Below are 26,095 nucleotides of genomic sequence, written 5' to 3'. Positions count from 1 at the left end.
AAAAAAATGAGCCGTCAGCTATTATGTCAAGTCTTGAAAATCGCCAAACCGTTGATAGCTAAACTTAAAATCTAATTTTAAACGAACGCTGCCTCCGACTCATTTTATCCACCAAATAATCTTTTAATTTATATTGAATTACGCCAGCTCTTGCTGCGTATTAAGGCCTTTGTATTCTGGTAAAGTAGGCCTGTTTGCTAAACCTTCTTCAATAATTTTTATCACTTCTTCTCGACGTGCACCAGCTAATGGTAAACGCGGTGCGCGCACGTGCTCAGAACCAATTTTAGTATATACTTCTGCGAGCTTGATATTTTGTACAAGTTGCGCGTCGATATCTAATTCTAAAAGTGGTAAGAACCAGCGGTAGATCGCTAAAGCCTCGTCAATGCGACCTGCTTTTTGTAATTCGTAGATCGCAACCGTCTCAGCTGGGAATGCACAAACTAAACCGGCAACCCAACCGTCTGCACCCATCAACAAGCTTTCTAACGCCAAAGTATCTACACCCGTCATAATCTTTAAACGATCTCCAAAACGGTTTTTAATGCGGGTTACATTAGAGATGTCTCGTGTAGATTCTTTCACCGCCTGAATATTTGGCTCTTCAAGTAATTCTTCAAACATATCAAGCGTCACTTCAATCTTATAATCAACTGGGTTGTTATACACCATAATTGGTAACGACGTACTTTGTGCAACCGCTTTAAAATAAGCAACAACCTCACGATCGCTCGCTTTGTAACGCATAGGAGGCAACATCATTAAACCTGCAGCTCCATCTTCTTCTGCTTGTTTTGCCGCAGCAATAGCCCCTTTTGTAGTTTGCTCTGCGATGTTCATCATTACCGGCACAGAACCCGCAACGATCTCAACAGTTTTACGTGTTAAAATACTTTTTTCCTCGTCAGTTAAAGTACTGGCTTCCCCTAAGGTTCCACCTAAAACAATTCCGTGAACGCCAGCATCAAGCTGGGCTTTGATGTTTACCTCAAATAAATCTAAATCCAGTTTATCGTCTGCTGTAAACTTTGTCGTTACTGCGGGCATCACACCCTCCCAATTGATCTGCATCGTTTCTTATGTTTATTATTGATGGTACAAATGTAGCAGGCTTCACTTCCTTTAGTTTTGTAGTATTTAACCAAAACATTGCATATTTTAGCGCAATTACACATTTTCGCTTAAAATCAACGTCAAATTCTAACCATTGAAGGTTTTACCATTTAAAATACCGAAGTCTGGCAATAACGCACTGATCCTTCAGGAAGACTTGGAGCCCTTGTTTTATGACAAGCTGCATCAGCATCCTGAGATCCAGATGAGCTATATTCTTTCAGGTACCGGGACGCTTCTGGTGGGCGATACGGTAAGCAGATTTAATCCTGGAGATGTTTTAATATTTGGAGGAAACTTACCGCACGTTTTTAGAAGTGATCCTAATCCCGAAGGACTATCTCATATGCTTACCATATTTTTTAACCGGGAAAGCTTTGGTGCGTCTTTTTTTGAGACCGAAGAATTAAAAGAGTTTGACCTGTTCTTTAAGCAAGCGGCTTCGGGTTTTAGAATTATTGATACGCAATCACGCTTTAAAAACTACTTTACATCCATCACCAGCGCACCCAATTTAGAGCGCTTTATGCGTTTTATGCAACTGCTTTATGCTATTTATAGCGCTCCCAAAGAACTACTTTCTAACTTCACTAAAAACACTAAATATACCGACACCGAAGGACAGCGTATGAGTAATGTGTTTGACTATTGCCTGAGCAACTTTAAAGAACGTATTAGTCTTGAAGAGATCGCAGACGTTGCGGTGATGAGCCCTACTGCCTTTTGCAGGTTTTTTAAAGAGCGTACCAACAAAACCTTTAACCAATTTTTGTTAGAATTGCGTATCGAGCATGCCTGCCAATTGTTGCGTACTCCAGATACTACAGAGTCGATTGCCAGTATTGCCTATGAGTGCGGTTTCAACTCGGTCTCTAATTTTAATAGGTATTTTAAAAAACAAAAAGCTGTGAGTCCGCGTACTTACAAAAGCGCTGAAACTACCGGATAATTTTTGTAACAATCTGAAATTCTGAGCTACTAACACCAAAACTTTTTAATTATGAACAAAGGTGTTTTTGCGATGGTTATGAGTATTTCACTTTTTGCTGCAAATCTTATTGCAGTTCATTATTATCAAATTTCAGATTTCTTCTACGGAATAGGTATTGGTATCAGCCTTGGGTTGATGCTTGTCGCCTTAAAAAGGATTGCGCTTCTTAAAGGCTAATTGCAACGATTATTATTAATAATAGTCTTTATGAAAAACTTTTAGATGATACTTAACTTGCTGAATTTCTGTTATAGAAAACTCTTCCTTTTGATTATTATTTGTCTTGCCAACACAGATTTGCAAGCACAAATTCATCCGGAAAATGAGAGCACCAAATCGAAACTAACTTTTGATCAAAATACCGATTTAACGATCTATGAAAATTTAGGGTTCTTCAGAAAATTTAAAAACACACTTACTTTTTATAATAATAAATTAGAAATGAGTTTCAGCGGAAATCTCGTTGAACAAGGACTTGCTAATTCATTTATCTCACCAGACCTTCAGTTACAGGCAGAACTTGAACTTACTTATAAATTAAGAGATAACCTTTCTATAAATAGTTATGGGAAGTATATAACTAACCCTTTAAATAACGGCGGTAACGGACAAACGCGTTACAACTCCTTATTTGAACAAAGCGAGATAGGTTTAGAAGTCAAAACCGAACTTCAAAAAAATATACAACTAGAAGTTGGCGACAAAATACTCTTAGATAACAACAATTTAAATCTTAAATCTCCGATGCGAGTGTATACTCGATTACTAAAAAAATTCTAGTGTTTTATAAAGAATTAAGCTTGCCCCCATCAATAGGAATCTGCGTCCCCGTGATGTATCCCGCGCGATCAGAAGCCAAAAAGGCAACTAGACAGCCGTATTCGGCGGGATCTCCTATACGCTTCACAGGAACCGAAGCTTCTAATTGCATTAAAATTTCTTCTTCAGAAACACCTTGCTCTTTTGCTTTTTTAGCATTTAGTGAAGTGATACGTTCGGTATTGAAATAGCCGGTCAAAACACTATTCACAGTGATACCGAAGGAACCAGCCTCGGTAGCCAGACTTTTTGCCCATGTCACGACTGCTGCTCGTATGGAATTGGATAACACCAAATACGAAAGCGGCTCTTTTACAGACACCGAAGCTACATTGATGATACGGCCCCATTGTTTTGATTTCATAGAAATTGAAGCCAATTCTGTAGTAAGCACCACCGTTTTAAACAACAGGTCAAATGCCTGCTGATAGTCTTCAACTTCTTTTTCAAGCGCTGTACCCGGCGGCGGACCTTGCGTATTATTTACCAGAATATCTACTGAATTCTCTTCGAAATAAGCTGTAATAATTGATTTAAACGCAGCATAATCAGTAAAATCAACCTGAAGGATTTGATGCTGTTGACCGTTTTCAGTCGAGAGGCTTTGCTTGACCGTTTCTAATTTATCTAACGAACGCGACATCAAGGTAACCGTCGCGCCACTTGCCGCCAATTGCATAGCAATCGCTTTACCAATTCCTGAGGTACTTGCGCCAACGAGCGCTGTTTTTCCGCTTAAATCAATGTTCATAGTATTAGAATTTTTATTTTCTAGCCTTCGATAAGACTGGTCTCGACTGCACTTAACCTGACACGCTTTTTGCTATTTATACTCTTCCCGCGTCGGACTAAACACATCAAGTAATTTACAAGGTGTTAAGGCTTTTCCGCTATGCGAAAGATGCGGAGCGATCACCACAATATCTCCGGGATGATACACTTTGGTCGTTCCGTCAAGGGTGAACTCAAATTCTCCTTCAATCACGTGCATGATTTGTTCGTTCATATGACTGTGCTCAGGTACTTGGGCGCCTTCTTCAACTTCCCAAAATGCGAGTGACGTATTTTGAGTATGTACGAGTTTGCCGTGATATCCCGGCATAATTTCTTTAGGTGCTATTTCTGAAAGTTTATACTGCATCGTATTATTTTTAATCAATGATATTTTAATTCTATATCTCAAGTCTAGTTTCCCCAGATCCTGCTCCACAAGCTCTTCAAAATCTGCTTCATCGCTTCGGGATCTCGTTCTGCTTCTTGTATTTTTAAATCGTCACCCGCAGGAATCAACTGATAACTGAAGACAAAGCGCAAATCTTTTGCATCCAGATCGTAAACTCCAAACCGAAGATCATTGTAATACAATTCTCCGTCACGCTTCTCGATCGCATACCAACCGTTTGAAATTTTATCAAGTCGCTCGATAGTTTCCGAATTCCTTAAATCACCCAATAACTGGCGATCTTTAGGTACGTATTTGAAGCTTATAGGTTGGCTATCAAAAAACGAATAATCGCCTAGCAAATACGCATCGCCTACATCAATATTGGCGTGCCACAAAATTGTATTAAACGCTGCCGGCCGGGTATCGATTTGCGTGTATTCAATCTTTTCATTTGCTAAGGCTTCGGTAAATTTCTGATAACTGATTCCTTTAAAAACTAAAGTCAGCACCATATACGCTGAACTTATTATGAGTCCGAGATTATTCCATTTTCGGCGTTTTCTGGAAGCTTTTGGTAAGCGCATTGCGAGAATTAAAAAGATCAAAAATGGCAAGGTATATAGCGGATCGATCACAAATATATTTTGGTACGCCAACCTAAGATCCAACGGCCAGAACAATTGCGTTCCCCAAGTCGTGTGCGCGTCCAAAAGCGGATGCGTCACCAATCCCCAGAAAAAGAGCCAGGACCAATCTTTCCAACCGGCTTGTGCTTTTTTATGTAGTTGCGCCACGAGCCAACCTAAAATGGGCGCCATCACAATACTAAAAATGATAGAATGACTTATTCCTCTATGAATTTCTATAGCGGTAAGTGGATCGAGAAATTTACCCCAAATAGTATCAAGATCAGGAATTGTACCGGCGATTGCACCGTACAACATCGCTTTGTTGCCCACTTTTTTTCCTAAAACGGCTTCTCCTACCGCAGCACCCAGAACGATTTGCGTCAACGAATCCATCTAGGCATCTATAATTTGCATCTTTCTCAGTAAGAAAGACGCGTTCATATTCTGGCAAATCCCTTTTTTAAAGGTGTAGTCAAAAAACAACTCGTCGTTGATGATCTGCGCATCAAAATAATAGTTCTTTATATCCTCGAGTTCGTCTGCCGCTTCACATAAACTCAGGTCGTGCGTAGCGATGATTCCGGTGGAATTTGAAGCCACCAATTTCTCAATGAATTTTCGGGAGCCGATAGCTTTATCAGTACTGTTGGTTCCTTTTAAAATTTCGTCCAGAATGATAAAATAGGTATCCGTTTTTATGGCATTTACAATAAACTGCAAGCGCTTCAATTCTGAAAAGAAATACGATTCATCATCGGTAAGCGAGTCGCTGGTGCGCATACTGGTGATCAATTTTATAGGATCGTACACCGCTTCTTTGGCACAAATAGGAAGCCCTGCATTGCTCATCACAATACTCAAAGACACCGTGCGTAAAAAGGTACTTTTACCCGCCATATTGGCGCCGGTGATGATAAAAAACTGTTCGCTATCAATATCAAAATCGTTAGCAACCGCCTTCTTAGGATCGAGTAACGGATGCGCCAATACTTTTGCATTAAGCGTATGTTTTCCTTTTTTTATTTTCGCGAAAGCGTAATCGGGATGATTAAAGCTGAAATTGGCCAGACTGTTTTGCGCATCAAAAAATGCGATCACTTCAAACCAGTTGGCAACCTCATCTGCGTTCAATGCAATCCAGCGTTCTATGCGATACGATTGTCTTAAATCTGAAAGAAAAAAGGAATTGATAAATACGCCTACTAACATATTGGAGCGCTGATCAAGAATGCCCAGCATTTTTGAAAACTGCTCAATTACCGCCGAAGCTTTTGCCTTTTGAGACTTGACCTTATCCTGTTCCTTTTTTAGATAAACCGACGCAAACTCTTGCTCTTCTAACAACAACATCAATTTGAAATACTGCTCAAAAGTGGTTTGCGTTTTACCGGCTTTGTCCCAAAGATCATTTACTTTCTTTACAAAAAACCCGTTAAGGATAAGTCCGGCAAAAAACCAGTACAAGACTACTGTTCCCGGAATGAGATCAAGATACGCCAACACAAAAAGAACCAGTGAAATGCCGGTAAACATGTTAGGCAGCCACTGCATGATTTTAGGTGCAAAATTGGTATAGCCTTTAAGCCATTTTAAAATATGTCGCGTGTCATAATTGACTTTTACCAGCCGCGCTGTAGCTCTAAATTCTTGCCGCCAGTCTGATTGTGCTGCAAGTTCTTTAACCGCTTCCTGTTTCTGCGGAATATCGTCAATACTATTGGCAGTAAGTAAATCTGCCAATTTTTGCGCTCCACTAGCTAAACCGGTTCTGTTTAAATATTGAAAAAAAGAGCCTCGCCCAAAAAGATCAATATCCTGACTAAACTCGTGCCCCGGATCTTTAAACGTATCGCCATCTGGCAAATCATAAAAATCACGATCGAGTACTCGGAGTTCAGTTTCATTTATTGAGATCATTTCCTGTAGAAAATCCCGCTTGTATTTAAGTTGTGAATGCCTCGAAACCAAAAACAGAAACAGGGCGATCTCAGCAACAATAATTGCCAGAATAACGCGCGTGTTTCCCCATAAAAAGTAAATAGCTGCAACACCCATTAAAAACACTGCGAGCCGTATCATACTGCTCGAAAGCAGTAAGGCTTGCATCTTTTTTAGCTGCTCTTGATAAATGGTGATTTTTGAGGTATAGTGGGCTCTGGGATCCTGATGCATGCGTTAGATTGAAAAATGATTAGTGTAAAGCTATATATATAGAATCAATCCAGCCTTTTTAATTCTTCTTTTAGCTTTTTGGTAAGACTGCTTACGATGAGCTCGTAACTGTGATCAATGAATTCCTGTAGCTCTTTTGTAGTTAATTCCCCATTAAGTACCACAGTATTCCAGTGTTGTTTGTTCATATGGTATCCCGGCAACACACTCTCAGGATATTTTTCTCGTAATAGAACGGCCTCTTCAGGATCGCATTTAAGATTGATGCGCGGCTCACCGTTTTCCCAACTCGTCAAACTGCTTAGCGCAAACATTTTACCCATCACTTTAAATACCAGCGTATCTTTATCAAAAGGAAAATGCTCGGTGGTTCCGGGTTTCTTAAGGCAGTAGGTTCTATAGCTTTCGATATTCATCTTAAAACGGGTAATACATTATATGATCTTCCATCAGGTAACCCTTACCGATGTCAAAATCTTCAGAATACATATTCTTAAAACCGTAGTATTCATAAAACGAAGTAGCCTTGTTATCCCGATTAACATTAAGCGTTACACCAAGGTCTCCTGCTTTTTTAGCTTCCGCGAAAGCAAAATCCATCAAAAATCGTCCTGCTCCGGTCCCTTGTGTTTTGGGCAATACGTAGATCTTATCTACTTTAGTGACCGTACCTCTCGTAGTAAGTTTTTCATTTGTATACTGTGGAATGATCGCCAGATACCCACAAGGCACATCGTTATTGGCACCGCCAATGGGTTTAATGCTCCGAGGCTTGCCTCCGAATTGAAAATCCGTTTCCAAGCCATGCCTAATAGTCTTGTCTTGAGGTAGTTTATTGTAAAGAATATAAAATTTGCTGCCGGTTTCGGTTTGTTTTTTTAATGAAGCGACACTGTACATCATCTCCATCATATAACTGATCTGCGCTTCAGAAAGAATATCTTTAAAAGTAGCGGGCCAGACCTCATCAACCAATTGCTTTAAGACCGGCCAGTCTTTTTCTCGAACTTCTTTTACGCTAAATTGCTTTGGACTCATTCTTGTCTTTTAATTGAGGTTTTGTCGCGGTCTCCAAGGCTTTGTAATCTAATTTCCAACCGATGGTTTGCACCAGATTTTCCATCAGAGCGACCGTGCTAAGCGCTTGATTAGATGCTTCGCCAAACAATCCGCTTTGTGGAACTTTATCTACAATATGCTGTTTGGCTTCGCGGTTGATTTCGGTGAGATCTGTGGATGTAAAAGGGTTTGCCCAACCTTCCTTCTTATCGTAGTATTTAAAATCCGTTTCTATGCTGAGCAATTCCGGCTGAGGAAAATCGGTTAGAATGATCGTTCTGTTTTTGATATCGGGCTGCATTTTGATTTTGGTCAGATCAAACCCTACATAGGCTTTCGCATCGATAAGCACCAAAGCTTTTTTGCTCCCTAAAAAGAGATTGAGCCATTTATCTTTTACATTCTGATAATGATAGATCTCGGAGAAGTCACCTTCCACTGTAATGAATTTACACACGCTGCGTATTTTTTCCATCAAAACAACAGACTGCTCTTGAGCATTTTGCTGCTTTTTTGTTTTGTTGAATCGCGTGAATATAAAATAGGCTACAACGCTTCCTATTGCTAAACCAATGAATAAATATTCCATAAAACAAAGATAAGGCTAGTTGCCAATCTCACCCAAATGCGTAAACTTAAAACCGCGCTCATATTTAAGCCCGTAACCCAATATGCGATCAAAAGCAGCGTGTGCAAAAAGAATGATCCCTGCCAACTGTAAATACTCAAATTCTACAAGAATACCGATTAAGTAAAGTGCAACTCCTAAGCTTTTTAAGTGAAACATATTGTAGCACCAAGCGCCCACTTCAGGCCCCACCAAATAGCCTAACATCCCAATATCCGGCACAAAGAATAAACCTATAAACCACCACCAACTTAAGTCCAGAGTAGAAAAGAGATATACCGCTAGAAGCAGCGCGCCAAGCTCTTCAAGTTTCAGTAGTGTTTTCACCATTAGTTCTCTAAGGTATACAGGATAGGTTTACTTGGTGCAGCATCATTCTCAAAAGAGGCGATCTGCAAATTGAGAATATAGCTACCGTCTTTAACCGTATGAGGCACGTAGATCATTTCGGTGATTGTAGCGTCAAAACGTATTTTCCCACCGGTATACCACCAGGCTTTATGACTGGCTAAAACGCCTTCATCACGCTCACGATCTACACTAGGCAGATCTATAAGTAAATGCTTCACGCCACACTCTTTTATGTAAGCGGTTGCATCTGCCATAAGGTAGGGCCAATTGGTATGCGACCATTTTCTGCTTTTTTTACTGCTCGTATTAGGCAACGTACGTATTACCAGCGCTTCGGGAGTTTTTGATGCCAAAGCTTTTGCTACTTGCTTTTTAGTAAATACCAAATCGTCTGCAAACGATTCCGGCACTAACGTGATGACTTCCGCAGTAAACATAAATGTTTTTAAATGCTCATTGATGCTGTGTACTTTTTCGGTGATATGCCCTACACACTCGGTATGTGTGCCGTGCGCGTGTGGATTGAGATACACATTATTAAAATTCACCACAGATCCCTGTGCCACAGCTGCAACCCATTTACCTTCTTTTACCGGCTCTATTTTTGGAGCCTCCAAATACCAGGCAACAGGATTTTCTTCACCGCTAATCACAGGTATGCTCAGGTCTATGGGTTTTGAAAAGTCTACGGAATATTCAGTCTGATTAATAGTAATTTTCGCTTGCATAGGCTTGTTCTGGCTGGTTCACCTGAATAAGTTACTATTTTCGCAGATTGTTACAGTAAAATCTCAGGAAAGATTGAGTATAAATAAGTCACTCGCCAGACCATCACTTAAAAACTTTCCTTTTTTAGTCACCACAATGCGGTCATCATCTAAAAACAATAGATGTTCCTCTATATGCTTTTGCGCTTGCTGCAACACATAGGTTCTAAATTTTAAACCGAAATCCTTCTCGATCTTTTCTAGCGAAACCCCCCAAATCGTACGCAAACCGGTCATCACATATTCGTTATACTTATCTGTGGTGGACAAGGTTTCCCGCTCTATCGGAAGCGAATCAGCAGCAATGGATTTTATGTATTTAGGATTGTTGTTGATATTCCAGCTGCGCGTATTTCCATCGAAGCTGTGCGCAGAAGGGCCAATTCCTAAATAGGGTTTTCCCGTCCAGTACGCCGTATTGTTCTGAGAGAAATAGCCAGGCTTACCAAAATTGGAAAACTCATAATTCTCAAAACCGGCTTGCTCCATGTGTGCGAGTAAAATCTCAAAGTGCTTTTGAGCAACAGCGTCATCCACAGGTTTTACTACGCCTTTCTCTATAAACTTTTGTAGCGCCGTATTAGGCTCTACCGTTAACGCGTAGCTTGAAATATGCGGAATACCCAGTGCAAGGGCTTGATCTAGATTTTCTTGCCAACGCGAATCGCTCATATCAGGCATTCCGTAAATAAGGTCTATCGAAATATTATCAAAATACTGCTTAGCAAGTTGCAAACAGCGTAAAGCTTCAGTGGCATTGTGTGCGCGATTCATCAACTTGAGATCTTCTTCAAAAAAAGACTGCACCCCAATACTGAGTCGGTTAATGCGAGATGCTGCAAGCATTTTAAGTTTAGCTTCGGTAAGGTCATCAGGATTGGCTTCGAGTGTGATCTCCGGTGCTTCTACTACTTTAAAATGATCGTCAATAGTTTTAAAAATCTGCTGAAGATCTTCAGCGTCTAATAAACTAGGCGTACCTCCACCAAAATAAATGGTTTGCAAGGGCCCGGGGATTTCCTCCTTCCGTAGAACCATTTCTTTGCATAACGCATTGACGAGTTCGCTTTTCTTTTTTAACGACGTCGAAAAATGAAAATTACAATAGTGACACGCCTGTTTGCAAAAAGGAATATGAATGTAAAGCCCCGCCATAACTGCTAATCGCTACTTTTTTACACGCTTTTCATTCTGCTTTACAAAAGCCTCCCAACCGGTATAACTTTTGCCGGCAACGGTTTTCCCGGAGTTGAAATGGTGACACACCGCAGCGGCCAGACCATCAGTACTATCCAAATTTTTAGGTAATGTTTTTAAACCTAAAAGGCTTTGCAGCATTTTTGCTACCTGTTCTTTACTGGCGTTTCCGTTACCGGTAATCGCCATTTTTATTTTTTTAGGAAGATATTCAGTCACCGGAATTTGGCGCGACAAGCCCGCAGCCATCGCAACGCCTTGTGCACGACCCAGTTTTAACATCGACTGCACATTCTTACCAAAAAACGGCGCTTCGATCGCCATCTCATCAGGATGATAGGTATCAATCAGCTCCACCGTACGTTCAAAAATAAGTTTCAGCTTCACATACGGATCGTCATATTTTTTTAGCATCAACTCGTTAAGCTGCATAAACTGCATCTTTTTATCAACCACTTTGATCAGGCCAAAACCCATAATGGTCGTACCGGGATCGATTCCTAAAATGATTTTTTCTGATTTCAAGCGCTATTTTTTTTTACATCTTTGAAGCTTTCGCAAAGCTAAACATTATAAGCGTGATCCTTGTTGCAGCCTTCATAATCCTATACACAATTCTTATTGCCGCGCTTTGTGTTGGTTTTTTTAGATGGAAACCAATTTCACCAGAACAGGTTTCTACTGAAAACGCCACCTGCTTTTCGGTGATTATTCCGTTTAGAAATGAAGCCAAACACCTTCAGGCGTTATTAGAATCTTTAAATAAATTAAACTACGACAAACAACATTTTGAAGTGCTCTTAGTCAACGATGCTTCTACCGATGCTTCTTTAGCAGTGATTGAAGCATTCCAGAACACGAGCAAGTTGCTTATAAGAGTTCTAGACAATGAGCGCTTTTCAGCTTCTCCAAAAAAGGACGCACTTACCAAAGGAATCTCACAAGCCAAATTTGAGTGGATCATTACCACCGATGCAGATTGTACAGTTGCTCCTGGCTGGTTAGCTGTTTATAATCAAGCCATAATTCAAAATTCTGTATTGCAATTTATCGCCGGACCTGTACTTTTTTCAAATGCAAAAAACAGTCTTCTGGGGAGCTTTCAGCAATTAGATTTTTTAAGTCTGCAAGGCGCGACGATAGGCAGTTTTGGTTTAGGCCAGGCCTTTATGTGTAACGGCGCCAATCTTGCGTTTGCTAAAACCCAATTTCAGCAGTTGAACGGATATCAAAACACAGATCACATCGCCAGTGGAGATGATGTATTTTTAATGCAAAAATTCATTAAAAATGATGCTAAGCAAGTAGGTTATCTAAAAACTTCAAAAGCTTTGGTGATCACAGCGCCTCAACCGCATTTAACTGCACTTATTACCCAGCGAAAAAGGTGGGCGGCAAAGGCCAGCGCTTATACCAGTGCGTTTGCGGTTTTAACCGCAATAGTTGTTTTCACAGGAAACCTTGCCGTTTTGTTGCTTCCTTTTTATGCCTCGGCAGGATGGTTTTTACTTTTAAAAGTTGGTATTGATGTGGTTCTAATCACACAAACTGCACGTGAGTTCAATCAAAAAAAACCGCTGTGGCATTTAATTTGGGTTGTTTTTATACATCCCATTTTTACAGTGTTTATTGCACTTGCAAGTCAGACAGGAAGCTTTGTGTGGAAAGGACGCACTTTTAAAAAGTGAGATCAGTCCACCTTGACAACCACGGGCATTTTAAAAGCAGTTTTTACAGGAATACCGCGTTTATTTGCTGCGGAAATTTGAGGCAAAGAATCCAGACTATCTTTTAGCCAGCTTTCTAATTCAGGGAGTTGTAGCGCAATGGTATCTGGTATTTCGGCACGGTCGATATTCAGGTTTCCTACTTCAGAGATACTTAAATACAACCAGATCGTATCGTTTAATTCTGACTCAACGATCACCATTTTGTTGGAAAGCTGCCGTTGAAAGTTAAGTGCCAATTCGGTTTTAAAGCACTGATATCTTGCATTTTGATCTTCTAACGTATCGCAACTCGCAAAAGAGGGATATTCATCGACCTCGCTCATATTGATCGCCTTGAGTTCTTCTTCTGCCAAAACCTTTGAAGACACTTTTTTGGTCTCAAGGTCTTTACAGCCTGTTACGCAAACGGCTATCGCCAAAAGAACTAGAAATCTAAACATGTAACATCTCGAAAATCTTGCACAAAGATGTGAAAACGTGCGGTATAAAACTAAACAATATCTGTTTTAAAAACGATATCCCAAGCTAAATTCTACGCCTTCGGCCTTTGCACCGTGTGCTTTAACCGTTACCGCAGCAAAAACATCATCAGTAAAATAACGCTTCAACCCCAGGCGGTTATACAATCGGTTTTCAAACTCGTAAGGATAATAAATATAATACCCCAAATGCGAAACAAACGCAACCTTATTAAAGCGCAGCTCGTGCCCGATAAAAAGCCCAACCCGTTTCCAATCTTCATCGCCGCTCACGCCCAACTCAGGGAACGATGCAGCCTGAAGCTTAATCAACTCTTTAAAGAAATAGGCAAAAAACACATCTGTACCGGCGACCAGCGTGCTTTTGTGATTGATGCGTTTATCTGCAAATGCTGAAACCACAAAAAATGGAAACTGCCCCTGCCCTACAATATCGCTTTCATTAGCACCGCCACGCAAAACTAAATTATAATGAACAGGCTCTGTAAATTTAGTACGCTCACCTTCTGGAATATAATCAGGAAATTCCTCGTAATCGAGATTGTAATTAATTCCAACGTTAAAGGCAAACGTATTGGTACTATTATTAGGCGCGCGCAAGTTTGCATTGCTATAGTGAATGATCGTAAAACCCGTATTCAAGCCAAATCCTTTGTATAAATTCTGTTTATTGTATTGAAGCGCTATGTACGTTGAGCTAAGTAATTTGGTTCCATAAGCGTTGTTGATGTAATTGGTTTCAGGATCGTACGGGCTGCCGGCAATAGCAACACCCTGACCAATCCTGAAATACGCATTTCGGTTTAAAAAATAGAAATTGAAATGCCCATAGAAGCTAATATTCTCACCTAGATATTCATTATGCAGATCTTGATAGGCCATTGAAAATCCCCAATCCGGATAATTATATCGACGCTCCCATTCATTAAATCCGTAAGTTTTTCGGTTGTAACTTAAAATAAAACCTGTAGGATGTCCCGTGATCAAATGATTGATATCAGGATTATGCTCAAGAATGCTTCCGTAGAAAAAAGAAGCATCTAGCGAAACCGGCTTTTTTTCTTCAGTAAAGTCTAGTTCTTGCGCACTAAGGCCAAAAGAAAACATCAGGACAGCAAGAAAAAGAATTCTCATAAAACGTTAATCTTCAAAAATTAATCGGCCCGTGTAGCGCTCTTCAACGTCTACTATTGGCGGGCGATTTACTGCGATCACATCACCGGTACCCGTGATTACTCCGGTTAAACTTTGCTGCGGATTCACGATCATTTTATTGGGAGCGCGGTGATAAATATCAATATTTTGTACCACAAAATCCCGACCTTCAAAACGCGGGTTCTCATTTTGGAAGTTTAAATCCATATTTTCAGCTTCTCCGGTCATATAAAACACACTTTTACCATTGGCATCAATGCGTAAATTTTCGGTATCCAGATCTAAGTGAAACTCCCCGTTCTTTCGTAAAATCACATCAAGGTTGATCGAAGTATTGCTCACCAAATACAGTTCAGGAAACACTAAAGTCCCGTCGCTGTAAATCTCTCTTGAAGAATTATGACGAATTTCGATAAGGTTAGGCACGGTTACAAAAACCTCAAAATTGCCATACTCGCGCACCAAATTGCAGCGGTTATCATTGCGCAGCACCAAAACTCCATTTTGCACTTCAATAAGTGCCTCGTTTACCAGATTTTTACCGGTGCGTAACACCACTTTATACTCCTCGCCCTGTTTGATATGCACGATCACCTCAGCCTCAGCTCTCAGCTTAGTAAACTCAGGAACTTCGTATTCAACTTCCACCGTCTCGCCGGAAGTCTGAAAGCAATCTTCGGCATTTTCAGAATTACATGAAACAAGCACTATAAACAGCGCTAAAATGATCTTTTGCATGTATCAACAACTTTTGTGAGCAAATTACGGCAAAAAGAAGCAGAACCCCGCATTTATATTTTAAGCTCAAAAATAAAATGAGAATATAAACCCGCCTTTTAGGAGATTTATTGAAATTTGGCGCTGTAAATAGTTTTTATTTTGACGAAAAAATTCTACTTCGTTTTAGCCTCGATCTTTATCGTGATGCTCGTAGGCATTAGCCAAGGCGGACTCACAGAAAGCAGTGAAGCTCGCTATGCCGAAATTGGCAGAGAGATGGCTCTAAGCAACGATTTTTTGCATCCTAGAATGTTAGGAATAGGCCATTATCATAAACCTCCCGTTACCTATGCGATAACGGCTCTTGGTTATAAAATCTTTGGTTTTAATGAATTTGGAGCACGCTTTTTTTTAGCGGTCGCGTTACTGCTTCAGTTGTTGCTTGTTTATAAAATGGGTAAACTTTGGTTTGAAGATCGCAAAACCGGAATTTTTGCCGCGCTGATCTATTTTACCTTTCCTATTGTACTCGCAAGTGTTTTAAATCTTACAACAGACGCCTATCTCAACACCTTTATTTTATCAAGTATTTACTGCTTTCTGGTTGCCAAACTCAAGAAGAAAAAAAGCTTTTTATATCTGGGATATGCGCTTCTAGGGATCGCTTTTCTAATCAAAGGTCCGGTGGCATTTTTACCCGTCGCCCTATTTATGATCTGCTATAAAATAAGCACAAAAGAGCCACTAAAACCTTCTAAACACACGGTTTTAGGCATAATTTTATTATTGGGTATTTCTGCATCTTGGTTTATCGCTATTGTTTTAGAAAAACCTAATCTGCTTGATCATTTTATTGAAGATCAAATCGTAAAACGCAGTGTTGATGCTTCGCAATTTAAACGCAGTAAACCCTTCTGGTATTACCTTGTTTTTGCGCCATTGCTCTGCCTACCTTGGACTGTACCATTTGTTTACGTACTTATCGCAAAGCGGAAGCGCTTAACTTTCACCCCACAACTCAAAACTTTAGGATTTTCCTGTTTAGCGATTCTCCTGGTGTTCTCGCTGTTTTCTTCAAAACTCATTTTTTATATTTTACCACTGTATCCTTTACTGGCGCTATTTTTTGTCGGTGTTTACAAACAGGTCTTAGAGCACGAAAAAAACTATTTCTTACTTACTTACAAAGTTGGCTTTGGAATTTTAACCGGAATGGCAATCGCATTGCTTTGTATTCCCACATTTGAATACAAAATTTGGTTTAGCATACTTGCGCTAGCATTGATAGGAAGCTATTTCTACTGGTGGAATTTTAAAGCTAAAGCCTCAAAGAGCACACGACTTTTTGCCTTAAGTACTGGAGCAACACTCCTTTTATTGTTGTTGTATTTCAGTTTTGCACCTCAAAACGAACTCTTATTACGCAGTTTTAAACCGCAATATGCTTTTATCGAAAAGCAAAAAAAGGACACAAAGGATTACAAAGTGATTGTCTACGATTATCGCCTACCTTCTGCGGCATTTTATTTGGGAGATCGCATCGTCACTGTGACCAACACCAATTACGAGTCGTTACGCGATACGCGATTTGAAAGAGATTCTAGCTGGACGCAATCTTACATTGATCTTAGAGATCCAAACAACTATGAGCGTTTTAAAAGCTTACTGAAGGATTCTACCAATATTATAATCACAAAAGACCGTAGACCTATTCCTGATAGTTTAGAATATCTGACCAAGCATTTTAAGGTTAAAGAATTTGGCGACTGGCGCGTGCACTATTAAAGTCTGATCCCTATCCCAAACTCAACAGCTTCGGCTTTTGCACCGTGAGATTTTAAGGTAATCGCTCCAAAAATGTTTTCGGTAAAATGACGCTTGAGTCCGCCTCTAAAATATACGCGGCCCTCAAAATCATAATCGTAATAAGCATAATAACCAAACTGCGTCACGAAAGAGTTTTTATTAAAGTGCAACTCGTGCCCTACAAAAACTCCGGCACGCTTCCAATCTTCATCACCTTTAGTACCATATTGCTGGGCAAAAGCAATGGATTCATACTCGATCTGATCTTTTAAAAATGGGCTCAAAAACAGATCGGCTCCTACCATTAAACTGCTTTTATGCGTTATACGCTTATCTAAAAAGGAAGAAACCACCAGAAATGAGCGACGCCCTAAACCTATGTAATCACTTTCATTAACACCGGTCCGCAAGGCTAAATTCCATTTTATGGGCTCAGTATATCTGCTTTTAACTTTAGGAATATATTCCGGGAACTCGTCATCGTCCAATTGGTAATTCAATCCAATACTGAAGGTAAAAGAATTGGTACTCGCATTAGGAGCCCGCACATTTGCGTTAGAGTAATGTACTAGCGTAATCCCTGTTTGCAAGCCAATACGATCAATGATATTAGGCTGCTGATAATTGAGCATCACATATGTTGAACTCAACAAAGTGGATCCGTAGGCATTATTTCTAAAGTTATCGTCAATATCAAAAGGCTTTGTGGTAAAGGCAATTCCTTGTGCAATACGCACCATCAAATGCCTGTTGAGCGCATAAAAATTAAAATGCCCATACAAACCATAATTCTCTCCTAAATACGGATTCTTCTGATCTTGAGAAACAAAAGAAAACCCATAATCAGGATAGTTATAGCGTGCTTCCCAATCATTAAAACCGTAAGTTCTTCGGTTATAGGCTAAAATAAAACCCGTGGGATGCCCGGTTATGAGATGCGAAATATCTTTATTATGCTCGAGAATGCTTCCGTAGGTATAATTAAGATCAAAACTATAAGGTTTTACTTCTTCCTGGCTGTATACCGAAACAAAACACAATAAGGCAACAATAAACTTGTAATTCATTCTCTAAAAGATATCCGGCAAATGTATCAAATATTATGAGTATTCGATCTAAAACAATTCTGAAGCGATCGCTTTAATATTATCGCTTTTACCCATTGAGTAATAATGCAACACCGGCGCACCGCCATCCATCAACTCTTTAGATTGCTGAATCGCCCATTCAATACCCACTTGACGTACATCAGTATTGGTTTTACACGCTTCAACCGCATCGATCAACTCTTGAGGCAGGTCTATTTTAAACACCTGCGGAAGCAATTGTAAATGGCGTTTTACCGCAATAGGCTTAATCCCCGGAATGATAGGAATATCAATACCTTCTGCACGTACCAAATCAACAAATTCGAAGTATTTTTTATTATCAAAAAACATTTGAGTAACCACGTATTCTGCACCGGCCTCTACTTTTTGCTTCAGTCGTTTGAGATCGGTTTTTAGAGAAGGAGCTTCCAGATGTTTCTCAGGATACCCCGCAACACCAATGCAAAAATCAGAACAGTCTGAAGTTTCCACCATCCCATTAAGGTAGCGGCCTTTATTCATCTCAGCAATTTGCTCTACCAAGCCTAATGCATACTCGTGACCACCCGGCGTAGGCTTAAAATATTGCTCCTCACGCATTGCATCACCACGTAATGCCATAAGGTTGTGAATGCCCAAATAATGACAATCTACCAGCAGATACTCGGTTTCCTCTTTGGTGAAACCACCGCATAACACGTGTGGCACAGTGTCAACATTATACTTATGCTTGATCGAAGCACAAATACCTATAGTTCCCGGGCGCATACGGGTCACTTTTTTATCTAACAGGCCGTCTTTCTCGATATACACAAACTCTTCGCGCGACGTGGTAACATCAATAAAGGGAGGTTTAAACTCCATCAAGGGATCGATGTTATTATAAAGTTCTTGTATGCTTTTTCCTTTTCTAGGCGGAATCAACTCAAAGCTAAATAACGTCTTCCCGTTTGCGTTTTTTATGTGGTCTGTAATTTTCATAAGCATCTACCTGGTCCACTTTAACGTGTTTTCAGGTTTTGTTTTGGTTGTATTAGTTGTTTTGGTTAATCGTCAGAAATATTAGGGTTAAGCCATTTTTCTGCGAGGCGTGTTTCAATATTTTTCCGCTTTGCGAAATCACTTACTTGGTCCATTTTAATTTTCCCCAGCCCGAAATAGCGCGCCTGCGGATTCGCAAAATAATACCCGCTCACCGAAGCTGCCGGCCACATAGCCAAGCTTTCGGTCAATTCAACACCTATGGTTTCTTTCACTTGAAGCACATCCCAAATAGTTAGTTTTTCTAAGTGATCAGGACAAGCAGGATATCCCGGCGCAGGACGTATCCCTTTATATTCCTCTTTAATTAACTGATCATTATTTAAGACTTCATCGCTAGCATACCCCCAATGTTCCTTACGCACACGTTCGTGTAAGTATTCGGCAAAGGCTTCAGCAAAACGATCGGCCAGCGCTTTTACCATAATACTGTTATAATCGTCGTGTTCTGCCTCATATTTGGCAGCCAATTCTTGTGTCCCAAAACCGGCGGTAACACAAAAGCAGCCCATATAATCCTGTTTTCCGCTTTCTTTAGGAGCGATAAAATCTGAAAGTGCAATATTGGGTTTTCCAGAGGCCTTTTTGCTTTGTTGTCTCAAGGTTCTGAAAATGAATTTTTCTTCGTTCTCAACTGCGCCCGAAGTGACAATCTCGATATCGTCGTCATTGATCGTATTGGCAGGAAACAGTCCGAAAATTGCTTTAGCCTTCAGTAATTTTTCGTCTAAAATCTTTTTAAGAATCTCCTTTGCATCTGCGAATAATTCTTGTGCTTGAGCGCCCACAACGTCGTCTTCCAGAATATCAGGATATTTTCCGTGCAGATCCCAACTGCGGAAAAACGGCGACCAGTCAATATACGGCACAAGTTTATCAAGGTCAAATTCTTCAATAACCTGTATTCCTAATTGATTAGGCTTATACGCTTCAAAAGTCTCCCAATCTAACTTCCATTTATTTTCACGCGCCTGCTCGATCGTTAGAAAATCACGCTTTTTTCCGCGTGTTAAAAAGCGCTCTCTAAATAACGCGTATTCTTCTTTGATCCCGGCTTTATAGGTTACTGAAGAATCAGGATTGAGCAGATCGCCAACTACGGTAACGGCTCGTGAAGCGTCATTTACATGAACAACCGACTCCGGATATTCAGGGTCGATTTTAACTGCGGTATGCGCTTTACTTGTGGTTGCACCACCAATGAGTAATGGCACTTTAAAATCTTGACGTTTCATCTCTTTTGCGAGAAAAACCATTTCATCAAGCGAAGGTGTGATCAAGCCACTTAAGCCTATAATATCAACATTTTTTTCCTTTGCCGTAGCAATAATTTTTTCCGGCGGAACCATAACTCCAAGGTCTATGATCTCATAATTATTACAGGCCAAAACTACACTTACAATATTTTTACCTATATCGTGAACATCGCCTTTTACGGTCGCCATCAACACAAGGTTAGACTTCTCTTTTTCTGAAGCCGGTGGCGGGTTTTTCAACTTTTCTTCTTCGATATACGGCAATAAATAAGCAACGGCTTTTTTCATCACTCGTGCCGATTTTACCACCTGCGGAAGGAACATTTTTCCGTCACCAAAAAGATCACCCACGACGTTCATACCAGTCATTAAGTGCCCCTCGATCACGTGCAAAGGTTTTTCTGATGCCAGACGGGCTTCTTCAACATCTTCAAGAATATACGCGTCAATACCTTTTACCAAGGCTCGCGTAATACGATCTTGTAAAGGTTCTTCTCGCCAAGAAAGATCAACGGTTTTTTCTTTGGCCGTTCCTTTTACGCTTTCGGCAAAATCTAGAAGACGCTCAGTTGCATCATCACGACGGTCTAGAATCACATCTTCAACGTGTTCTAAAAGATCTTTAGGAATATCATCATAAACCTCAAGCATCGTAGGATTTACGATACCAATATTCATCCCGGCTTTAATCGCGTGATATAAAAACACGGAGTGCATCGCTTCGCGCACCACGTTATTTCCTCTAAAACTAAAAGAAACATTGCTCACCCCACCACTTACATGGGCGTGCGGCAAGTTTTCTTTCACCCATTTTGTAGCTCTTATAAAGTCAAGAGCGTTGAGGCGGTGCTCCTCCATACCAGTTGCTACCGGAAAAATATTTAAGTCAAAAATGATATCCTCCGGCGGAAAGCCAACTTGGTCCACAAGGATATCATAGCTGCGCTTAACGATCTCTATACGACGGTCATAATTATCGGCCTGACCTACTTCGTCAAAAGCCATAACGATAACCGCTGCGCCGTAGCGTTTTATTTTTTTTGCGTGGTCAATAAATTCGGCCTCGCCTTCTTTTAAACTTATAGAATTTACAACACACTTACCTTGTACCACCTGTAAGCCTGCTTCGATAATATCCCATTTTGAACTGTCGATCATAATGGGAACGCGTGAAATATCAGGTTCGGCCGCAATAAGATTTAAGAAAGTCACCATCGCCTTCTTTCCGTCGATAAGTCCGTCGTCCATATTGATATCAATGATCTGCGCACCACCTTCAACCTGATCACGAGCGATATCTAAAGCTTCGTCAAACTTTTCTTCATTAATAAGTCTTAAGAATTTTCTAGATCCGGCAACATTAGTACGCTCTCCAACGTTAACAAAGTTGCTTTCAGGTGTTACGATAAGCGGTTCTAGACCGCTCAATCTTAAGAACTTCGCCGTTTCATTCTTTTTAGCTTTATTCAAATCAGCTTCCATATTCAATCTTAATTCGTATCCGTTCGCTAGGCGTTAGTAGCCTGTGGCAACGGTCTTGGCTTATATTCTTTAACGAGTTGTGCAATCGCGCTAATGTGTTCTGGAGTGGTCCCGCAACAACCGCCAATGATGTTGATCAATTGTTTGTCTAGATATTCTTTAATCTGCGCTGCCATTTCTTCGGGAGTCTCATCATATTCTCCAAAGGCATTTGGCAGACCGGCATTAGGATAAGCCGATATTGCAAAATTAGATTTGCCTGAAACCACTTCTAAATATGGTGTGAGTTGCTTTGCCCCTAGAGCACAGTTGAATCCCACAGACAGTAAAGGAAGATGACCAACTGAGATCAAAAAGGCCTCAGCAGTTTGCCCGGAAAGGGTGCGCCCTGAAGCATCGGTAATTGTACCGCTTACCATCACCGGAATTTCAATATTGCGTTCTTCTTTAATCTCTTCAATCGCAAATAATGCAGCTTTTGCATTGAGCGTATCAAAAACGGTTTCGACCAGAAGAATATCAACGCCGCCATCAATTAAAGCTTCAGCCTGTTGCTTATAAGCAATGCGTAGCTCATCAAACGAAATCGCTCTAAAACCAGGATCATTTACATCTGGAGACATACTCGCGGTTTTGTTAGTAGGACCAATAGCTCCTGCTACAAAGCGCGGTTTTTCTGGCTCTAGTGCAGTAAACTCCAGCGCTACTTTCTTGGCAATTTTTGCAGATTCAAAATTGAGTTCGTACACAAATTCTTCCATCCCATAATCTGCCATGGCTATGGTGGTACCGCTAAAAGTATTGGTTTCTACAATATCTGCTCCCGCCTCAAAATATTTGGCGTGTACTTGCGCAATCGCATCGGGTTGGGTGATACTCAACATATCATTATTACCCTGCACGGGAGTAGGCCAATCTTTAAAGCGCTCTCCTCTAAAATCTTCTTCGGTGAACTTATAGCGTTGAAGCATGGTTCCCATCGCTCCATCTAAAATTAGAATGCGCTTTTTAAGTTCCTCTTGAATGTTATTCTTACTCATAATCATTTCCTCCAAAAGTCTTTAGACTATTAATAACGTCTAAAAACACAACTTTCACTCTGTATAAATCAATACTACTCTAGATCTTAGAGCAGTTTGCAAAATTAGGTTATTAAGAAAGCATATGGAAAGCCGATGAGACTTGTTTTTGTTATCTATCGCTGATGTAGCGTAGAATGTAGCACCTTCTCCGAGAGGAGGGTTGCTAAGGTTTCATCGGGTCTAATCCCTCTACCTTTCTTGATAACAGCAATAAATAATGAACTAGGATGCAAATATTGTAAATCGCATTGACAAAATGCAATTTTAAGAGCATAAATATTATCAATTTTTAGGTCTAATTTTCGACGAAGAACGCTATAAATACGAGTAAAAAATAACTTGTACATCTTAACTAAGTTAAAAAACTAACTAACATATTGATTTTTAGTGATTTAATTAATGATAATAAAATGTATATTTAAAAGTTAAATTTTGTTTCTTTACACAACCCAAATTCTAAGCTTATGAGCAATACAACTACCTCACAATCATCACGTTTTAAAATCGTTAACTATGAGGATGCCTCTCCTGAGGTTCAGGCGATTTATGATGATACCAAACGAACGCTGCAATTACCTTTTGTTTTAAATTGGTTTAAATGTCAAGGTTCAAACGCAACTTTACTTAATGGAAACTGGACCAAGCTGAAATCTACCTTGATGATGGGAGATGTGCCTAATGTTTTAAAACAGCTGATCATCTACAAAGTTTCTAAGGAGCGTAATTGTGAATATTGTGCACATGCACATGGTATTTTTGCCGACAGTATGAGCGCGATGATTTCTGACAACCCTAGCTTTAGAGCGACAGAAGATCTTGAAAGCCCTCTTATTCCAGAAAGCTTTAAAACCGCAATCAAAATCGTGACCAAAGCTGCTTTACACGCTAATCAAATAAGCGATGTAGATTTTAAACAACTGCAAGAAGTAGGCTTTGACGAAGGTGAAATACAAGAGCTTATGGCACAGGCTGATTTAGTAAATATGCTGAATACCCTTGCCGATGTTTCAGGTATTAAAATTGACAATGAGCTCATGGAAGCTCAGGCCTAATTATCTTTAGTTTTGAATCTTTCGGGCGCAAAGTATCGTATTACTTATGAAGCCTTTTCTAAATTCTCCGGAAACTTAAGTAAAGTTGAGTCACTAGAAGAATTAGGCAAAATCATAAGTAGACACTTAAAATACCTGTTTAACTACAAGGTATTTAAAATCATGATTTTGCATGAGCAATCGCTTGCGGGGTATACCTTTCTGCCCGGCAAAACGATCACGCATACCCAGCAACAAGATCTTGAACCTTATGAGCACCTATTGCTCAGAGACAAAATTCCCTTTGTAAATTCAATTGGTTCAACAGAATTACCAGAATACCTTAAAAATGTAAAACTCAATAATGGCAATTTATGGGGTTGGTTTTTAGCGTATTCTGAATATCAGATTTGTATTTCTCTTGTCTCTGATGATGACACGTATTTTAGCAGCTCAGACGTTGACATTGTTCATCTTTTAGCCGATAGTGTCGCGTCAAAATACAGGCAAATCAGCCTGAGCGAGATCTTACAACAGAATAATATTCATCTGGAATCACTCGTTACAGAGATCGCTTGCAAAAACAAAGAGATCAAAGCGATTAATGACAATCAACAACTCGTCATTGAAGCACGGACGGAAGAACTTCTTCAAAAGAATAAGAAGCTTTTTGAACTTTCTAGATTGAATGCACACGATTTGAGAGAACCGCTTAGTCGCGTTTTAGGCTTACTCGAACTGGCTGAACATTTACCACAAGACGAACTGCGCTCTTCTATTTTACCTAAAATTAAAGAAGCCTCTGGGCATTTAGACCAAGTTATACAGCGCGTGGTCACTCAAAGTGAAAAAGAGCTCATCAATATTAAATCATCTCAACCCTAATGACTACAAAGCCCCTAAAAGTGATGCTGGTTGATGATCAGAAAATGGCCAACTTTATCAATAAAAAATTGATAGAGATCAGTGGTTTCTCTAGTCACATTATTGACTACACCATCCCTAATGCAGCGCTCTCAAATTTAGACAAAGATCAACCTGATCTTATATTTCTAGATTTAAACATGCCCGAAATTAACGGCTGGACGTTTTTAGATATTCTTGAAAAAGATGAGCGCCCTACGCGTGTAGTTATCGTCACTTCAAGTACGAGTAGTATTGACAAAGAAAAGGCTCAGAAGTATGCTCGGGTTATTGACTTTTTAACTAAGCCACTCACCAAGAATACCATTCTAAGCCTTAAATCTAAATTGAATCTAGCAGGGTAGACTACTCAATAGCCTGCACCACTGCTTTCTCTGCTTCTTTTCTTGACCCATCAAAACCATCTATACCACTCACCGTAGTATACTTCATCACATAGCGTTTTCCTGGATTGATAATTTTATAGGCAGATTGACACATCATTGTCGCCTCGTGGAAACCACATAAAATTAACTTTAATTTACCGGGATAAGTATTGACATCTCCAATGGCAAAAACACCGGGAATATTGGTTTGATAATCTAAGCTGTTATCTACTACAATAGCATTCTTTTCAATCTCAAGACCCCAGTTTGAAATAGGACCAAGTTTTGGCGAAAGACCAAATAAAGGAATAAACGCATCTGCTTCAACAGAAATTTGCTCTTCGTTCTTCTCTATCACCACTTCTTTAAGTTCATCTACACCACCAAGACCTACAACCTCAGCCGGCGTGATCAAGTTGATCTTACCAAGCATTTTAAGCTCGCGAACTTTTTCTACAGAATCTAAAGCTCCTCTAAATTCATTTCTTCGGTGTACTAAAGTTACCTCTTTTGCGATATCAGCGAGATAGATACTCCAGTCTAATGCAGAATCACCACCTCCGGCAATTACTACTTTTTTATCACGGTATACTTCAGGATCTTTGATCATATAAGCGACCCCTTTATCTTCAAACTCGTGAATATTAGGTATAACCGGCTTACGTGGCTCAAAACTTCCTAAACCACCTGCAATAGCGACTACAGGCGCTTGGTGCTTTGTTCCTTTAGTAGTAGTCACAATAAAACTACCATCTTCTTGTTTTTCTATTGTTTCTGCACGCTCACCCAGTGTAAAACCTGGTTGAAATTGCTTTCCTTGCTCAAGAAGGTTATCTACTAATTCTCCGGCTCCAACTTCTGGAAATCCGGGGATATCATAAATAGGTTTTTTAGGATATATCTCAGCCAATTGTCCGCCTGGTTGTGCCAAGGCATCAATTAAGTGGCACTTCAGTTTTAAAAGTCCGGCTTCAAATACAGTAAATAGTCCGGTTGGTCCCGCTCCAATAATGAGAATGTCTGTTTTAATCATCTTCTTTAA

Annotated in this window: 28 protein-coding genes and 1 riboswitch; of the genes, 8 read left to right on the top strand and 20 right to left on the bottom strand. The window is 40.0% G+C overall.

The window, feature by feature from the left end; translation table 11 throughout:
• Nucleotides 1-138: 138 nt before the first annotated feature.
• Nucleotides 139-1,074 carry a dihydrodipicolinate synthase family protein gene (locus tag HCN54_RS17375; protein ID WP_167598796.1) on the bottom strand — a complete coding sequence of 312 codons (936 nt, stop codon included), beginning with the start codon at nucleotides 1,072-1,074 and terminating at the stop codon, nucleotides 139-141.
• Nucleotides 1,075-1,210: 136 nt separating this feature from the next.
• On the opposite strand from HCN54_RS17375, the gene HCN54_RS17370 reads away from it, so the two are divergent.
• The 3 genes from HCN54_RS17370 (at nucleotide 1,211) to HCN54_RS17360 (ending at nucleotide 2,887) form a co-directional block, all read left to right on the top strand.
• Nucleotides 1,211-2,065, top strand: coding sequence for an AraC family transcriptional regulator (locus HCN54_RS17370; RefSeq protein ID WP_167598795.1), 855 nt, complete (start codon nucleotides 1,211-1,213; stop codon nucleotides 2,063-2,065).
• A gap of 51 nt (nucleotides 2,066-2,116) precedes the next feature.
• Nucleotides 2,117-2,284, top strand: a complete 168-nt coding sequence (locus HCN54_RS17365; RefSeq protein WP_167598794.1) for a hypothetical protein — start codon at nucleotides 2,117-2,119, stop codon at nucleotides 2,282-2,284.
• 90 nt (nucleotides 2,285-2,374) lie between these two features.
• The gene (locus HCN54_RS17360; protein ID WP_167598793.1) at nucleotides 2,375-2,887 is read left to right on the top strand and encodes a hypothetical protein; all 513 of its coding nucleotides are present in this window, start codon (nucleotides 2,375-2,377) and stop codon (nucleotides 2,885-2,887) included.
• Nucleotides 2,888-2,891: 4 nt separating this feature from the next.
• Here HCN54_RS17360 and HCN54_RS17355 read toward each other — a convergent pair whose 3' ends face one another.
• The 11 genes from HCN54_RS17355 to ruvC form a co-directional block, all read right to left on the bottom strand.
• The gene (locus HCN54_RS17355) at nucleotides 2,892-3,677 is read right to left on the bottom strand and encodes an SDR family oxidoreductase (RefSeq protein WP_167598792.1); all 786 of its coding nucleotides are present in this window, start codon (nucleotides 3,675-3,677) and stop codon (nucleotides 2,892-2,894) included.
• A 72-nt stretch (nucleotides 3,678-3,749) separates the two neighbouring features.
• Nucleotides 3,750-4,067 (bottom strand): cupin domain-containing protein, encoded by a 318-nt coding sequence (locus HCN54_RS17350; protein ID WP_072981674.1) that lies wholly within the window; start codon nucleotides 4,065-4,067, stop codon nucleotides 3,750-3,752.
• A 44-nt stretch (nucleotides 4,068-4,111) separates the two neighbouring features.
• Nucleotides 4,112-5,113 carry a metal-dependent hydrolase gene (locus tag HCN54_RS17345; protein WP_167598791.1) on the bottom strand — a complete coding sequence of 334 codons (1,002 nt, stop codon included), beginning with the start codon at nucleotides 5,111-5,113 and terminating at the stop codon, nucleotides 4,112-4,114.
• The gene (locus tag HCN54_RS17340; RefSeq protein WP_167598790.1) at nucleotides 5,114-6,892 is read right to left on the bottom strand and encodes a MutS-related protein; all 1,779 of its coding nucleotides are present in this window, start codon (nucleotides 6,890-6,892) and stop codon (nucleotides 5,114-5,116) included. It abuts the gene before it with no gap.
• Between the two features lie 44 nt (nucleotides 6,893-6,936).
• Nucleotides 6,937-7,308 (bottom strand): MmcQ/YjbR family DNA-binding protein, encoded by a 372-nt coding sequence (locus tag HCN54_RS17335; protein WP_167598789.1) that lies wholly within the window; start codon nucleotides 7,306-7,308, stop codon nucleotides 6,937-6,939.
• Between the two features lies 1 nt (nucleotide 7,309).
• Nucleotides 7,310-7,930: a GNAT family N-acetyltransferase gene (locus tag HCN54_RS17330; protein ID WP_167598788.1), complete on the bottom strand. Its 621-nt coding sequence runs from the start codon at nucleotides 7,928-7,930 to the stop codon at nucleotides 7,310-7,312.
• A complete protein-coding gene (locus tag HCN54_RS17325) occupies nucleotides 7,911-8,540 on the bottom strand; it encodes a DUF4230 domain-containing protein (protein WP_167598787.1) in 630 nt (209 codons plus the stop codon). Before HCN54_RS17325 ends, HCN54_RS17330 begins: the two co-directional genes overlap by 20 nt.
• A gap of 15 nt (nucleotides 8,541-8,555) precedes the next feature.
• Complete coding sequence (locus HCN54_RS17320) at nucleotides 8,556-8,906, bottom strand: DUF4260 domain-containing protein (RefSeq protein ID WP_167598955.1); 351 nt, start codon at nucleotides 8,904-8,906, stop codon at nucleotides 8,556-8,558.
• A 2-nt stretch (nucleotides 8,907-8,908) separates the two neighbouring features.
• Nucleotides 8,909-9,658, bottom strand: a complete 750-nt coding sequence (locus HCN54_RS17315; protein ID WP_167598786.1) for a cyclase family protein — start codon at nucleotides 9,656-9,658, stop codon at nucleotides 8,909-8,911.
• Between the two features lie 63 nt (nucleotides 9,659-9,721).
• A complete protein-coding gene (gene hemW / locus HCN54_RS17310; RefSeq protein ID WP_167598785.1) occupies nucleotides 9,722-10,852 on the bottom strand; it encodes a radical SAM family heme chaperone HemW in 1,131 nt (376 codons plus the stop codon).
• 12 nt (nucleotides 10,853-10,864) lie between these two features.
• Nucleotides 10,865-11,419, bottom strand: coding sequence for a crossover junction endodeoxyribonuclease RuvC (ruvC, locus tag HCN54_RS17305; RefSeq protein ID WP_167598784.1), 555 nt, complete (start codon nucleotides 11,417-11,419; stop codon nucleotides 10,865-10,867).
• Between the two features lie 53 nt (nucleotides 11,420-11,472).
• Between ruvC and HCN54_RS17300 the strand changes: the two genes are divergently transcribed.
• On the top strand, nucleotides 11,473-12,582 hold the full coding sequence (locus HCN54_RS17300; RefSeq protein ID WP_167598783.1) for a glycosyltransferase: 1,110 nt from the start codon (nucleotides 11,473-11,475) through the stop codon (nucleotides 12,580-12,582).
• A 2-nt stretch (nucleotides 12,583-12,584) separates the two neighbouring features.
• Here the strand turns inward: HCN54_RS17300 and HCN54_RS17295 are convergent, their stop codons facing one another.
• The 3 genes from HCN54_RS17295 to HCN54_RS17285 form a co-directional block, all read right to left on the bottom strand.
• Nucleotides 12,585-13,064 carry a hypothetical protein gene (locus HCN54_RS17295; RefSeq protein ID WP_167598782.1) on the bottom strand — a complete coding sequence of 160 codons (480 nt, stop codon included), beginning with the start codon at nucleotides 13,062-13,064 and terminating at the stop codon, nucleotides 12,585-12,587.
• Nucleotides 13,065-13,130: 66 nt separating this feature from the next.
• Nucleotides 13,131-14,237 (bottom strand): acyloxyacyl hydrolase, encoded by a 1,107-nt coding sequence (locus tag HCN54_RS17290; protein WP_167598781.1) that lies wholly within the window; start codon nucleotides 14,235-14,237, stop codon nucleotides 13,131-13,133.
• A gap of 6 nt (nucleotides 14,238-14,243) precedes the next feature.
• Complete coding sequence (locus tag HCN54_RS17285; protein ID WP_167598780.1) at nucleotides 14,244-14,996, bottom strand: head GIN domain-containing protein; 753 nt, start codon at nucleotides 14,994-14,996, stop codon at nucleotides 14,244-14,246.
• 141 nt (nucleotides 14,997-15,137) lie between these two features.
• Between HCN54_RS17285 and HCN54_RS17280 the strand changes: the two genes are divergently transcribed.
• The gene (locus tag HCN54_RS17280) at nucleotides 15,138-16,763 is read left to right on the top strand and encodes an ArnT family glycosyltransferase (RefSeq protein WP_167598779.1); all 1,626 of its coding nucleotides are present in this window, start codon (nucleotides 15,138-15,140) and stop codon (nucleotides 16,761-16,763) included.
• Here the strand turns inward: HCN54_RS17280 and HCN54_RS17275 are convergent.
• The 4 genes from HCN54_RS17275 to HCN54_RS17260 form a co-directional block, all read right to left on the bottom strand.
• Nucleotides 16,760-17,851, bottom strand: coding sequence for an acyloxyacyl hydrolase (locus HCN54_RS17275; protein ID WP_167598778.1), 1,092 nt, complete (start codon nucleotides 17,849-17,851; stop codon nucleotides 16,760-16,762). The genes HCN54_RS17280 and HCN54_RS17275 overlap by 4 nt on opposite strands.
• Before the next feature lie 48 nt (nucleotides 17,852-17,899).
• Nucleotides 17,900-18,853 (bottom strand): methylenetetrahydrofolate reductase [NAD(P)H], encoded by a 954-nt coding sequence (metF, locus tag HCN54_RS17270; protein WP_072981834.1) that lies wholly within the window; start codon nucleotides 18,851-18,853, stop codon nucleotides 17,900-17,902.
• A 65-nt stretch (nucleotides 18,854-18,918) separates the two neighbouring features.
• Complete coding sequence (metH, locus tag HCN54_RS17265; protein WP_167598777.1) at nucleotides 18,919-21,651, bottom strand: methionine synthase; 2,733 nt, start codon at nucleotides 21,649-21,651, stop codon at nucleotides 18,919-18,921.
• Nucleotides 21,652-21,677: 26 nt separating this feature from the next.
• Entirely contained in the window at nucleotides 21,678-22,691 is a 1,014-nt protein-coding gene (locus HCN54_RS17260; protein ID WP_167598776.1) for a homocysteine S-methyltransferase family protein, read from the bottom strand.
• A 148-nt stretch (nucleotides 22,692-22,839) separates the two neighbouring features.
• Nucleotides 22,840-22,941, bottom strand: a riboswitch (SAM riboswitch).
• A 256-nt stretch (nucleotides 22,942-23,197) separates the two neighbouring features.
• Between HCN54_RS17260 and HCN54_RS17255 the strand changes: the two genes are divergently transcribed.
• The 3 genes from HCN54_RS17255 (at nucleotide 23,198) to HCN54_RS17245 (ending at nucleotide 25,032) form a co-directional block, all read left to right on the top strand.
• Nucleotides 23,198-23,785: a carboxymuconolactone decarboxylase family protein gene (locus HCN54_RS17255; protein WP_167598775.1), complete on the top strand. Its 588-nt coding sequence runs from the start codon at nucleotides 23,198-23,200 to the stop codon at nucleotides 23,783-23,785.
• A 162-nt stretch (nucleotides 23,786-23,947) separates the two neighbouring features.
• Nucleotides 23,948-24,649, top strand: a complete 702-nt coding sequence (locus HCN54_RS17250) for a HAMP domain-containing histidine kinase (RefSeq protein ID WP_167598774.1) — start codon at nucleotides 23,948-23,950, stop codon at nucleotides 24,647-24,649.
• Nucleotides 24,649-25,032 (top strand): response regulator, encoded by a 384-nt coding sequence (locus tag HCN54_RS17245; RefSeq protein WP_167598773.1) that lies wholly within the window; start codon nucleotides 24,649-24,651, stop codon nucleotides 25,030-25,032. Before HCN54_RS17250 ends, HCN54_RS17245 begins: the two co-directional genes overlap by 1 nt.
• 1 nt (nucleotide 25,033) lies before the next feature.
• On the opposite strand, the gene HCN54_RS17240 is transcribed toward HCN54_RS17245, so the two are convergent.
• The gene (locus HCN54_RS17240; RefSeq protein ID WP_072981637.1) at nucleotides 25,034-26,086 is read right to left on the bottom strand and encodes an NAD(P)/FAD-dependent oxidoreductase; all 1,053 of its coding nucleotides are present in this window, start codon (nucleotides 26,084-26,086) and stop codon (nucleotides 25,034-25,036) included.
• Nucleotides 26,087-26,095 lie beyond the last annotated feature (9 nt).

Origin of the sequence: Leeuwenhoekiella sp. ZYFB001, from assembly GCF_011784865.1 — a bacterium.
GTDB classification, from domain to species: Bacteria; Bacteroidota; Bacteroidia; order Flavobacteriales; family Flavobacteriaceae; genus Leeuwenhoekiella; species Leeuwenhoekiella palythoae.
The sequence above is the reverse complement of the archived record's forward strand: the minus strand, read 5'-3'. Positions and strand labels throughout refer to the sequence as shown.